This window comes from Pseudomonas sp. RGB (assembly GCF_007713445.1).
GTDB lineage: Bacteria > Pseudomonadota > Gammaproteobacteria > Pseudomonadales > Pseudomonadaceae > Aquipseudomonas.
Genome location: NZ_VMSH01000001.1, coordinates 729,948 through 742,236, shown reverse-complemented (window position 1 = coordinate 742,236; position 12,289 = coordinate 729,948). Strand labels below are relative to the sequence as shown.

At 58.8% G+C, this 12,289-nt stretch carries 11 protein-coding genes and 1 pseudogene; 2 read left to right on the top strand and 10 right to left on the bottom strand.

Annotated elements, in window-relative coordinates; all coding sequences use genetic code 11:
- Positions 1 to 21 precede the first annotated feature (21 nt).
- The 4 genes from gltP to FPT15_RS03485 form a co-directional block, all read right to left on the bottom strand.
- A complete protein-coding gene (gene gltP / locus FPT15_RS03500; protein WP_145158539.1) occupies positions 22 to 1,353 on the bottom strand; it encodes a glutamate/aspartate:proton symporter GltP in 1,332 nt (443 codons plus the stop codon).
- Between the two features lie 727 nt (positions 1,354 to 2,080).
- On the bottom strand, positions 2,081 to 2,548 hold the full coding sequence (locus FPT15_RS03495) for an inhibitor of vertebrate lysozyme family protein (RefSeq protein ID WP_119741338.1): 468 nt from the start codon (positions 2,546 to 2,548) through the stop codon (positions 2,081 to 2,083).
- A gap of 2 nt (positions 2,549 to 2,550) precedes the next feature.
- Positions 2,551 to 2,715: a DUF1328 domain-containing protein gene (locus FPT15_RS03490; protein WP_003170804.1), complete on the bottom strand. Its 165-nt coding sequence runs from the start codon at positions 2,713 to 2,715 to the stop codon at positions 2,551 to 2,553.
- Between the two features lie 78 nt (positions 2,716 to 2,793).
- A complete protein-coding gene (locus FPT15_RS03485) occupies positions 2,794 to 3,078 on the bottom strand; it encodes a hypothetical protein (RefSeq protein ID WP_145158537.1) in 285 nt (94 codons plus the stop codon).
- Between the two features lie 392 nt (positions 3,079 to 3,470).
- Between FPT15_RS03485 and algB the strand changes: the two genes are divergently transcribed.
- Complete coding sequence (gene algB / locus FPT15_RS03480) at positions 3,471 to 4,817, top strand: sigma-54-dependent response regulator transcription factor AlgB (RefSeq protein WP_145158535.1); 1,347 nt, start codon at positions 3,471 to 3,473, stop codon at positions 4,815 to 4,817.
- 10 nt (positions 4,818 to 4,827) lie between these two features.
- Positions 4,828 to 6,615, top strand: a complete 1,788-nt coding sequence (locus FPT15_RS03475) for a KinB sensor domain-containing domain (RefSeq protein WP_145158533.1) — start codon at positions 4,828 to 4,830, stop codon at positions 6,613 to 6,615.
- Positions 6,616 to 6,618: 3 nt separating this feature from the next.
- On the opposite strand, the gene FPT15_RS03470 is transcribed toward FPT15_RS03475, so the two are convergent.
- The 6 genes and pseudogenes from FPT15_RS03470 to FPT15_RS03445 all read right to left on the bottom strand — a co-directional run bounded on the left by FPT15_RS03470 (position 6,619) and on the right by FPT15_RS03445 (position 12,196).
- Complete coding sequence (locus tag FPT15_RS03470) at positions 6,619 to 7,395, bottom strand: N-acetylmuramoyl-L-alanine amidase (protein WP_145158531.1); 777 nt, start codon at positions 7,393 to 7,395, stop codon at positions 6,619 to 6,621.
- Positions 7,396 to 7,483: 88 nt separating this feature from the next.
- Positions 7,484 to 9,541 (bottom strand): GGDEF domain-containing protein, encoded by a 2,058-nt coding sequence (locus FPT15_RS03465; RefSeq protein WP_145158529.1) that lies wholly within the window; start codon positions 9,539 to 9,541, stop codon positions 7,484 to 7,486.
- Entirely contained in the window at positions 9,538 to 10,416 is an 879-nt protein-coding gene (locus FPT15_RS03460; RefSeq protein ID WP_119741332.1) for an endonuclease/exonuclease/phosphatase family protein, read from the bottom strand. Before FPT15_RS03460 ends, FPT15_RS03465 begins: the two co-directional genes overlap by 4 nt.
- Before the next feature lie 10 nt (positions 10,417 to 10,426).
- A complete protein-coding gene (locus FPT15_RS03455; protein WP_119741330.1) occupies positions 10,427 to 11,065 on the bottom strand; it encodes a thiol:disulfide interchange protein DsbA/DsbL in 639 nt (212 codons plus the stop codon).
- 169 nt (positions 11,066 to 11,234) lie between these two features.
- Positions 11,235 to 11,861: a cytochrome c4 gene (locus tag FPT15_RS03450; RefSeq protein WP_106576039.1), complete on the bottom strand. Its 627-nt coding sequence runs from the start codon at positions 11,859 to 11,861 to the stop codon at positions 11,235 to 11,237.
- Between the two features lie 33 nt (positions 11,862 to 11,894).
- Positions 11,895 to 12,196: pseudogene (locus FPT15_RS03445) on the bottom strand (cytochrome c5 family protein).
- Between the last annotated feature and the right edge of the window lie 93 nt (positions 12,197 to 12,289).

Here is a 12,289-nt window from a genome sequence, read left to right as displayed (position 1 = left end):
TTGTGTTCACGCCGCGGGCTATCAGCCGCGAGTGGCTTGGGCGGTTGGCGATGCCTGTTTGCTGCGCCAGTGCGGCAGGGAGTTCCAGTAGCGCTCGCCTTTGGCGTCGTCGTACATGCCTTCCCAACGGGAGATGACCAATACGGCCAAGGCGTTGCCGATCACGTTGAGTGCGGTACGCGCCATGTCCATCACACGGTCGACACCGGCGATGAACGCCAGGCCTTCCAGCGGAATGCCCACGCTGCCCAGGGTAGCCAGCAATACGACGAAGGACACACCCGGTACGCCGGCGATGCCTTTGGAGGTCACCATCAGGGTCAGCACCAGCATCAGCTGCTGGCCGATCGACAGGTCAATGCCGTACAGCTGGGCGATGAAGATCGCCGCGATGCTCTGATACAGGGTCGAACCGTCGAGGTTGAACGAGTAGCCGGTCGGTACCACGAAGCTGCAGATGGCCTTCGGCGCGCCGTAGGCTTCCATCTTCTCGATGACGCGCGGCAGCACGGTTTCGGAACTGGCGGTGGAGTAGGCCAGCACCAGCTCATCCTTGAAGATGCGCATCAGCTTGATCACCGAGAAGCCGAACAGGCGAGCGATCAGGCCCAGCACCACGAAGGCGAAGAACAGGATGGCGACGTAAACCAGAATCACCAGCTTGGCCAGCGGCAGCAGCGAGGCGAAGCCGAAGTTGGCGACGGTCACCGCGATCAACGCGAATACGCCGATCGGGGCGTACTTCATGATCATGTGGGTGACTTTGAACATGCTCTCGGAAACGCCCTGGAACATAGTGACCAGAGGCTCACGCAGTTCCGGCTTGAGGCTCGACAGGCCGAGGCCGAACAGCACCGAGAAGAAGATGATCGGCAGCATGTCGCCACGGGCGACGGCAGCGAAGATGTTCGAGGGAATCAGGTTGAGGATGGTCTCGATGAACGCATGCTCATGCTGCACTTCGGCAGCGGTGGCGGTGTACTTGGAGATATCGACGGTACCCAGGGTACTCATGTCGATGCCAGCGCCTGGGTGGAACAGGTTGGCCAGCAACAGACCGACCACAATGGCGATGGTGGTGACCACTTCGAAGTAAAGGATGGTTTTGACGCCGATGCGACCGAGCTTCTTCGCGTCACCCACGCCGGCGATGCCAACGATCAGCGAGGAAATCACAATCGGGATCACGATCATCTTGATCAGGCGGATAAAGATATCGCCCGCCGGCTGCAACACATTGCTGATCCACCAGGCTTTTTCAGCACTGAAATGGTTGAGCACTGCACCGATTGCGATCCCCAGCACCAAACCGATGAGGATCTGCCAGGCGAGGCTTAGCTTTGCCTTCTTCATGTCATTACCCTTACTTCAAGTGGACTTAAGGCACATGCGCCATCTGGAACGCTCGGAAGCGAAAAAGTGTGTGCATCTGCCTCCGTAGAAGGTCACCGCAGCGTGGCCGAAATGGCTTACTGGCAGGCGAAAAAAGGCGCAACTATTCCCATGCAAGGGGGCGACGTCTAATGCCGTAAACGCCTACCCTATGCCGAATCGGCATGGCTTTTTTTGAAAATAGTTGTCTGAACGGTCAGTTCGATTCCGCCATTCCGTCCGGTGAATATGCCGTGAACCGGCAACGAGCGGCTCGCTCAGAGAGGTTGGACGTCTGTGAGTCACCGGCAAAAATGCCTGCAATTAGATGGGGTTGGCGTCCGAAGAGTCCTATAGCGCGAGCATAATTTTCTAGATAGAAGGTCGCACCGACACACCAAGTAACGCTTGGGAGGAGGCGAGATAGAAAATAGCGACTATAGGCGACATACAAGAGGATTAATGCGCGATAAGCCCGCCGCAAGTTCAGCAAGCTTGAGGACTTGTGAACTTGCGTCGCAGCTTTTCGCCTGACCCGGCCCTTGCGCAGGCACTCCCTGTACCCGTAGGTCACGCCGATCCGAATCGATCAGAGCAACCCGGCCCCCTGGTCATGCACCACCCTTGGCGAGTGGTGCAGACAGAAAGAAGCAAAGGGCTTCTTTCTATGGACGCCGGCTCCGTTAACGACAGATGCGTCAGACGGAACCTAGTACCAATTCGGATCTTTCTTAAGCTGTTCCATCAGCAGTTGTTTCATGCCTTCGTTCGGCTTACCGATAAAACGGTAATCGGCGTGCCGCGTTGGGGATTTGTCTGCCGGCAAACCGGCCGGGACTTCCACCAACATGGCGTAGGCGTCTTCCTTGTCGTAGCTGAAGGCGACGATCAGGCGCTTGTTCAGGCACGTGTCTGCAGTCTCGCAGAGTGGCCCGACCAGGTACTTATCGCCATCTTCTTCCACGGCATTCATTTGTTCGGCCGTACCGGACAGGTTCATCACCCATTCCGGCAGGCGTTGTTCCTTCTTCACCACGCTTTGCCAGGTTTCGCGGTACTGCTTGTCCGCACTGAGCAATTCGTTAGCCCGGGACTGACCGTCATTGGCGGCCATCGCCAAGCCGCTACCGCCCAGAATCAGGGCGGCAGCACAGGCTTTGATAAACAAAGTGGTCATATTCAGCCTCGGCCGCGACGACCAAAGAAGAACGAAGCGATGAACATCACCAGGAAGACCACAAACAGAATTTTTGCGATACCCGTGGCGGTGCCCGCGATACCACCGAAGCCCAGGACTGCAGCCACAATGGCGATGATCAGAAATGTGATTGCCCAACTCAACATGGTGATTCTCCTTACGCTTTTATAGGGGTAACAGCGGTAGTGCCGTGCAGCCGCTCAACGCAAGCTGCCTTTTGTTGCCTAGAACACCCAACGCTCTTGAGCAGGCAACTCGCCAAGAGTCGAATCCTGGTCTGCCACTTTCAATTGCGGGGCGGTAACGTCGGCAGCCACGCTGCTGACGGAACTGAAGTGGTGCTGGGTCATCACCGGACGTTCGAATTGCAGGGTTTGCTGCTGACTCTGCTGCCAATGCTGGAATTGCTGGCCCGCAATCAACGTGACCATCAAGGCCAAGCTGGCAAACAGACCTTGCTGCAAGCGCAGTGGCGATACACGCAATTGGCTGAGGCTTTGGCGAGTCATGCTGCATTTCTCCCGCATTCTGATTATTCGGTCATGACACTGTTGAGAGGGATATTGCAGGGCGCGTGCCAGTTTTTTTACAAAATAAAACTCAATAAAATCAATGAGTTAATAATACATCCCGGATCGATAGCCCAGCATCCTGCACGATGCCCCTATCCAGGCCGTGCGAAATGCACGATGGTCAGTGGTCGGGTCAGGGGATCGAAAAGAGAAATAGCATTGCCGAAGTGGCTACGAGGCATGAAAAGGCCAGCAAATCGCGCGTTTGTAGGAGGTTGTGCAGATACCTGCGCGAAGACGGCTTTTATCGATCAGAATAAACCATGCAACTTGCCCGATTATTCCGGGACTAAACACCATCATTCATAGTTAAGGGGAGCGCGGGACAGATGGAATCAGCCAAGGAACTTCAAGGCCGCATTCTTTTAGTGGATGACGAATCCGCGATCCTTCGCACCTTCCGTTACTGCCTGGAAGATGAAGGCTACACCGTAGCCACCGCCAACAGCGCCGCGCAGGCGGATGCACTGATGCAGCGCCAGGTGTTTGACCTGTGCTTCCTGGACCTGCGCCTGGGCGAGGACAATGGCCTGGACGTGTTGGCGCAGATGCGCATCCAGGCGCCGTGGATGCGCGTGGTGATTGTGACCGCACACTCCGCCGTGGATACCGCAGTCGACGCGATCCAGGCTGGCGCCGCCGACTACCTGGTCAAGCCATGCAGCCCAGATCAACTGCGCCTCGCTACCGCCAAGCAATTGGAAGTGCGCCAACTCTCCGCTCGCCTCGAAGCCCTGGAAGGCGAAGTTCGCCAGCCCAAGGACGGCCTCGACTCCCACAGCCCGGCCATGATGGTAGTGCTGGAAACCGCGCGCCAAGTCGCGGGCACCGACGCCAACATCTTGATCCTCGGCGAGTCAGGCACGGGCAAGGGTGAATTGGCGCGCGCCATTCACGGCTGGAGCAAGCGCTCGAAGAAGTCCTGCGTGACCATCAACTGCCCGTCACTGACGGCAGAGCTGATGGAAAGCGAACTGTTCGGTCACAGTCGCGGCGCCTTCACCGGCGCCAGCGAAAGCACCTTGGGCCGAGTCAACCAGGCGGATGGCGGCACGCTGTTTCTCGACGAGATCGGCGATTTTCCCCTCACCTTGCAACCAAAGTTGCTGCGCTTTATTCAGGACAAGGAATATGAACGCGTGGGCGACCCGGTCACCCGACGCGCTGATGTACGCATCCTCGCGGCGACCAACCTGAACCTGGAAGACATGGTGCGCGAAGGCCGCTTCCGTGAAGACTTGCTCTACCGCCTGAATGTCATCACCTTGCACTTGCCACCGTTGCGTGAGCGCAGTGAAGACATTCTGACCTTGGCCGACCGCTTCCTGGCGCGCTTCGTCAAGGAATATGCCCGACCGGCACGCGGCTTCAGCGATGAAGCGCGCGAAGCACTGCTCAATTACCGCTGGCCGGGGAATATCCGAGAACTGCGAAACGTTGTGGAGCGAGCCAGCATCATCTGCCCCCAGGAAAAGGTTGAAATCAGCCACCTCGGGATGGCCGAGCAGCCCACCAACAATGCGCCGCGCATTGGTGCAGCGCTGAGTCTGGATGAGCTGGAAAAAGCCCACATCGGCGCGGTACTCGCCACCAGTGACACGCTGGACCAGGCGGCCCGCACTCTCGGTATCGACGCGTCGACCCTGTACCGCAAACGTAAACAGTACAACCTGTGAGCTGTACCCTATGAAGCTAGCGATGAAACTGCGCACTCGTTTGTTCCTGAGTATCTCAGCGCTGATCACCGTCGCCCTGCTGGGACTGGTCCTGGGACTGGTCAGTGTCATGCAAATGGCCAAGAGCCAGGAGTCGCTGATCCGCAGCAACTTCATCACGCTGGACCTTGGCCTCAAGCTGCGTCAGACCTTGGGTGACCAGTTGATCCTGATGCTGCAGGAGCAACCGGACTCCGAGGCACTGAAAACCTCAAAAGAGCAGTATTTCGCCTTGCTGGATGAGGGCATCGCCCATGAACAGCAAGGCGGCAAGCTCAGCGGGTTCAGCCAGGCACGCGTTGACTACCTGAACTTCCTCAAGGCATTTGATGAAGCCCAGCAAAGCTCACTGGCAAATAGCAAAAACCCGAAGCTGACCGAAACCTTTAATGCCTTGCGCAATGGCCTGATCGCCGAGCACAAGCACGCGCTGGATAATATCAACGAAAGTGAACACAAATCCCGCGACCGGGCGCTGTTGATTGCCGGTCTTCTGGGCCTGGTCGGGCTGGCAGTGTTGATCATCGGCTTCATTACGGCACACGGTATCGCCCGACGCTTTGGTGGCCCCATCGAAGCCTTGGCCAAAGCCGCCGACAAGATCGGGCAGGGTGATTTCGAAGTGACGCTGCCCATCTCGTCGGCCGCGGAAATGAACCAGCTGACCCGCCGCTTCGGCATCATGGCCGAAGCGTTGCGCCAGCATCAGGCAACCAATGTCGACGAACTGCTGGCCGGCCAGCAGCGTCTGCAAGCGGTGCTCGACAGCATCGACGATGGCCTGCTGATGATCGACCGCCAAGGTCGCCTCGAACATCTCAACCCTGTGGCACAGCGCCAGCTGGGCTGGGACGAGGCACGCTTGGGGCAGGGGTTGGGCGAAGCATTGGGTCGCCCGGAAATGGATGAGCAACTGCAACTGGTGCTGCGCGGCGGCAACCTGGAGCGGGCACCTGAGGACTTGGAAGTGGAGGTCGAGGGCGAACTGCGCCTGCTGACCTACAGCCTGACGCCAGTCAGTCATACCCAAGGGCATATTCTTGGGGCGGTGATGGTGCTGCACGACGTGACCGAGCAGCGCGCTTTCGAGCGCGTGCGTAGCGAATTCGTCTTGCGGGCCTCCCACGAACTGCGCACGCCCGTCACCGGCATGCACATGGCCTTTGGTCTGTTTCGCGAGCGTGCGAAGTTTCCCGCAGAATCCCGTGAAGCGGACCTGCTGGATACGGTTAATGAAGAAATGCAGCGCTTGATGCAGCTGATCAACGACTTGCTCAACTTCTCGCGCTACCAGAACGGCCTGCAAAAACTCACGCTAGGACCGTGCGATGTCACCGACCTGCTGGAACACGCACGGGCACGCTTTACTGAGCTGGCAAATGCTCAGCACGTCGAATTGCTGGTCGAAGCCCAATCCGGGTTGCCCAGGCTGTACGCAGACCAGGCCCAGCTTGAGCGCGTACTCGACAACCTTTTAGGCAACGCATTGCGCCATACCGCCGATGGCGGGCAAATTCGCCTGCAGGCGCGCCGGCATGGCGAGCGGGTGATTATCAGCGTCGAGGATAACGGCGAAGGTATCGCCTATGGCCAGCAGGGACGCATCTTCGAACCTTTCGTGCAGGTTGGACGCAAGAAAGGCGGCGCCGGCCTGGGGCTGGCGCTGTGCAAGGAAATCGTGCAACTGCACGGCGGGCGCATGGGCGTCTACTCGAGGCCGGGGCAGGGCACGCAGTTCTACATGGCGCTGCCGCTTTAGCGCCTAACTCCGGTTCAATGCGCGCAGGATTGCGGCGCTTTCGGCATCCGGCGTGCCATCAAACAGCGACGGCCGGAAATGCATCTGGAACGCCGCGATCACATGCCGCGTGGCAACATCCAGCTCGCCGGTCTGTGGTGTCTGATAGCCCAACCGTGCCAACTCTTCCTGGAACCAGGTGATGCTTGGCAGGCTAGCGGCGTACTGCATCTGGAATCGAGCGACCGCCTGCGCATTCGGCCAGGCTCCCAGCCCTTCAGCCGCCAGGCGCTTCCACGGGAATAACGGGCCCGGATCGAGCTTGCGCAACGGCGCGATATCGCTATGGCCAATGATGTTCTTGGGATCGATGCCATTGCGCTTGCTGATGTCCTTGAGCAACACCACCAACGACTGCACCTGCGCCTCGGAATACGGGTACCAGACGCGGCCAGTCGGCGTGTCGCGATAACCCGGGTTGACGATCTCGATACCAATGGAGCTGGAGTTGAGCCAGGTACGGCCCATCCACTCGCTTTCCCCGGCGTGCCAGGCACGCTGGCTCTCATCCACCAGCTTATAGATGGTGCCTGAAGCATCATCGCCGATCAGGTAATGACTGCTGACCTGGCCATGCGTCAATAGCGCCAGGGAGCGTTCAAGGTTGGTGGAGGTGTAATGGACGACAACGAATTGCACACGATTGTCGTGATTGAGCGAAGGATGGCTGGTGTTCAGGCGAGGGCCGCTCGCGCAGCCGGCGAGCAGGAGCAATACGAAGGCGAAGTAAAAGGATTTCATGGCAGAAGACATTACGCTGAAGACGATAATGCAACAGTGTAACGTACGGATTGTGCTTGAGCGGTCAAATTACAAAATGGAACATCTTTTACGCCGCCTGCACCTGATTACGTCCCGCGGCCTTCGCTCGATAAAGTGCTTCGTCGGCACGCTTTAGCGCCAAGTCACTGCGCTCACCCGGCTGGAACTGCGCCACGCCCATGGACACCGTAATCGTCACCGGCTCGCCCTTGAAATGGAAAGGGCACGCTTCGATCGCCGCGCGCAGCACCTCGCCCACGCCCAAGGCATCCACCAAGGCGGAGTCAGGCATCAGCAACACAAACTCTTCACCACCAAACCGCGCAATAAAGTCAGTCGGGCGCAGGTACTTGCGCAGCACATTGGCGATGATCTTCAACACTTTGTCGCCCGCCAAGTGCCCATAGCCGTCGTTGACGCGCTTGAAGTGATCAAGGTCCAGCATGGCCAGCGACAGGCTGTTGCCGCGCTGGTGCCAGGCGTTGACTTCGTGGTCCAGACGCTCGCTCCAGGCCGCCCGGTTGGGCAGGCCGGTGAGCGGATCGATCAACGCCTTCTGGCGCTGGACCTCCAGATGCTCGCGATACCCCTGGGCTTCCTGTTCCATATTCGCCACCCGCTCAGCCAGCCCCTTGAGGCGCGCCGCCACTTCCTGCTCTCGCTGATCACGCTGCTGCTGATGTTGATCCATGGTGCCGAGCAGGCCTTCAAGGTGGCTCTCCAGCACGTGCTTGAGGCTGTCCAGGTCGGCCGCCTCCTGCACGCTGCTTTGCAGGCCGTCGACTTGCTCGCGAATCTGCGTGTCCAGCTCGCGCGCAGCCGAGCGGCTGTCAGCGTGGCCATCACTGGCCACTTGCAGATGGCCCTGGAACGCTTCGAGGCGCTCATTGAGCTGTTTGAGGTAAGCCTCGAACTCGTGCTGGCCACTGTCGGTGATCGCCAGCATCAACACCGCCAGGTCATCGAGAATCGGCAGCAGTTCGTACCAGTTCAAGCCATGAGCCAGGCGCTCGCGCATGGCTTCAGCCTGAGGACGGTGACGCTCGGGCAGTGACAGGTCTTCCAGCAGGCCAAGCAAGGTGTCTTCGATGTGCTTGGCAACCGAGCTGTATGAAGGCTCCGGCGAGTCCGGCAGTGCGTAGACGCCATCCGATTCCAACGCATCCGGGTCAGGCTCGGGACTTTCCAGCACAGGCGGGAGAGACAAGCTGCCAATGGCGGTTTCGTTCGGAGTGTCGACCTCGACCTGCGCTTCTTCGATAAAGGCGGCAAGTGCGCTTTCTGGAGGGGTTTCTTCTACCAGCGCCTCCACTGCTTCAGGTTCAGGTACCTCGGCGGGCAGAACGACAGGCGCCTCTGCAGCCGGCGCCTCGAAGACAAAGGTTTCGCCGGCAACCTCCGCCACTTTGACAGGCACAACGTGTTCGGGTTGTGACGCTGCCGGCGTTTGCGGCAGTGGTGCAAAGGCGCGCAAGGCTTGTGTCAGTTCTTCGGATTGCTCCGGCTCCTGAGGCTCAGGGGCGGGCTCGGGCGCAGCGGATTTTGGCGCAGCCGGCGCGGGTACAGCTTCAACCACCGGCGCTTCATTCGAACCCTCTTTCGCGCCAAACAGGCGTTGCAGCAAACCCGGCCCAGGGCGCGGGGTTTCGCCATCCGGGTCCAGGTTATTCAGTGCCTGACCTTGCAGGCTGCTCAGCTCGCTGAGCAACAAAGGAATCTCGCGTGCCTGGCCGACTCGACCATCCAGCTGCTTGGCAAAGGTTTTCAGCGGGCGTGCCACTTCACGCGGCAGCGGCAGTTTTTGCAGCTGCGCAACCAGTGCCGTGAGCGCAGTGCTGATCTGGTCAACCCGGGTTTCGCGGCGCTGTTCCGAATCCAGCACGGCCTTTTCAAGGCGCGGCAGCAGGGCTGCGAGGGCGGCGTCCATGTCGTCGGTACGCACGACGTCGCGCATCTCTTTCATGCACTGGTCAACCGCGCGATCGGTGCCCTCAGCCGCCAGCGTGCTGCGCACCAGGCCTCGACGTAACAGGTCGAGACGGGCAGCCCAGCGACGTTCGAGCTTGTCTTGCTGCTCGACGCTTTTCAGGTATTTCTCTTTCCAGCGCTGGGCGTCGTCGCTCATGCAAGGGGTCCGCGAGGGCCTGGGCTCAACGCGGGTAATGCATCAGCCGTAAGCGAACCCGGCAGACGAATCTCTACCGCGACCGGCAGGTGATCGGAGATGGGCTGCGCCAGTACTTGCACACTTTCAAGTGTGAGTGTCGGACTGAGCAGGATGTGGTCTAGACAGCGTTGCGGACGCCAACTGGGGAACGTGGCTTCGACTTGCGGCGCCAGTAACCCGAGGTCCCGCAACGGGGAATTCTGCAGCAGGTCGTTGGCATGGGTGTTCATGTCACCCATCAGTACCTGGTGCTTGTAGTTGCCAATTAATTCACGAATGTAGGCGAGCTGCAGGTTGCGCGTACGCCCCCCGAGCGCCAGGTGCATCATCACCACCACCAAGGCTTCGGGGCCTTCGCCGAAACGCACGAGGATCGCCCCGCGCCCTTTGGGGCCTGGCAAGGGGTGATCTTCGATGGCGGTCGGTTTCAAGCGGCTGAGCACACCGTTGCTGTGCTGCGCCAGACGCCCGAGGTTGCGGTTGAGTTGCTGATACCAGTACGGGAACGCGCCGAGCTGCGCGAGGTGTTCCACCTGGTTGATGTAACCGGAGCGTATGCTGCCGCCGTCAGCTTCCTGCAGGGCGACCAAATCGAAGTCGTTCAGCAGGTTGCCGATTTTTTGAAGGTTAACGGCACGCCCATTGTGGGGCAGCAAATGCTGCCAGCCACGGGTGAGGTAGTGCCGATACTTTTCGGTGCTGATGCCCACCTGAATATTGAAGCTGAGCAAGCGCAGTCGGCTATCTGCCGGAAGGCCTGTGGATTCCAGGTGATGCTCGTTGACCTTCGCATCATGCAGGCCAACGACACGTTCAGTACCCCAGCGGCGCATGGTAGGCCCCTTACTTGGCTGCGCGCTCTTTGGCGATCAGTTGGTCGGCAACGTTCAGCGCTTGCTCTTCGCCACCAGCACTGCCGATGTCGAAACGGTATTTACCGTTAACGATCAGCGTAGGTACGCCTTGTACGCCGTACTTCTGGGCAAGCTCTTTGTATTGGGCCATCTTGCCCTTCACAGCGAACGAGTTGAACGTTTCAAGGAATTTGGTTTTATCGACGCCCTGAGTGGCGACGAAATCAGCCATATCTTCAGGTTTGACCAGGCGCTTGCCTTCTTTCTGAATGGCATTGAACACCGCTGCGTGCACTTTGTGCTCTACACCCATGGTGTCCAGCGTGATGAAGAGTTGACCATGAGCATCCCATGGGCCGCCGAACAACGCTGGAACGCGTTTGAAATTCACATCCTCAGGCAGCTTCTCGACCCATGGATTGATGACCGGCTCAAAAGCATAGCAATGCGGGCAGCCATACCAGAACAGCTCCACGACTTCGATCTTGCCTGGCACCGAAACCGGCACCGGGTTGGCCAATTCAACGTAGGTTTTACCGGCTTCAAGCGGCACATTATCGGCAGCTTGTGCGGTCATGCCGAAGAGGCTGGCAGTGACGAGAGCGGCGCTGAGGATCAGATTACGCATGCTTTACTCCTGGACAAATAAAGTCGCCTCACGCGACCTTTAGGTGTGACAGGTCTACGCGGGCATGAGTTCGTTAGTGTAACGGCACCGGCCACAAAAAAGGGCGGCCTAAGCCACCCTTTTTATGCTTGCATCGATGGATTAATCGAGCGTTAACGTCCTGCCCGGATCAGTGCAGGCCCTGGATGTAGCTGGACAGTGCCTCGATGTCTTTATCCGACAGCTTGGCCGCAATATCAGTCATCATTTTGTTACCCGCGTCGCCATCGATATAGCGAACCTTCTCGCGAAAATCCTTCAATTGCTTGGCCGTGTACTGAGCATGTTGACCACTCAGGTGAGGGAAGCCCGCCGCTGCGACACCGCCGCCGTCCGGAATGTGGCAAGCCTTGCACGCCGGCATGCCGCCGATAGGCTGGTCTTCGGCGAGTTTGCCGCCACGGAACAATGCTTGGCCTTTTTCGACCAGTTTCGGGTCGGCAGCTCCCACACTGCCTTTCTGGCTGGCAAAATACGCCGCGATGTCCGCCAGGTCTTGATCGCTGAGGTTGGTCAGCAAGCCGGTCATTTCCAGCACCGTGCGCTTGCCGTCCTTGATGTCGTGCATCTGCTTGGTCAGGTAACGTTCACCCTGGCCGGCGAGTTTGGGGAAGTTCGGCGCCGGGCTATTGCCATCCGGTCCATGGCAAGCACCACACACGGCGGCTTTCGCCTGACCCGCTGTAGCGTCGCCTGCAGCATGGGCAACACCGGTGATGCCCAAGGTCAACAGCAGACTCACGATCAGTTTGTTCATCAGCTAATCCAACTACGGCTAAGGGTTTAAGAGTTATCTACCGGGTTTACTCACCATCAATTCAATGATGGCCTGGTAATCCTCAGTACTGCAGTCCATGCACAAACCACGCGGCGGCATTGCCTTGAAACCCTGGGTCACGTGTTGCACCAACGTGTCCATGCCCTTAGCCCGTCCTGGCTGCCAGGCTGCCTGGTCACCCCGTTTGGGGCGTTAGGCAGCTGGCCGGCATGGCAAGCTACGCAAACTCGGTTGTACACCGCCTCCGGATCCTGTGTAGCCTGAGCGCCGTAAAGCGGAATCAGGACACCAAAAGCGAGCAACCATCGGGTCATACATCGACCTTTTCAGGGTTTGAGAGCGTTTTGCGTTCTAATGCGCAATGAAGGTCTTTCGCTCCCGTGAACCTCATCCTTCGCTGGGACAAA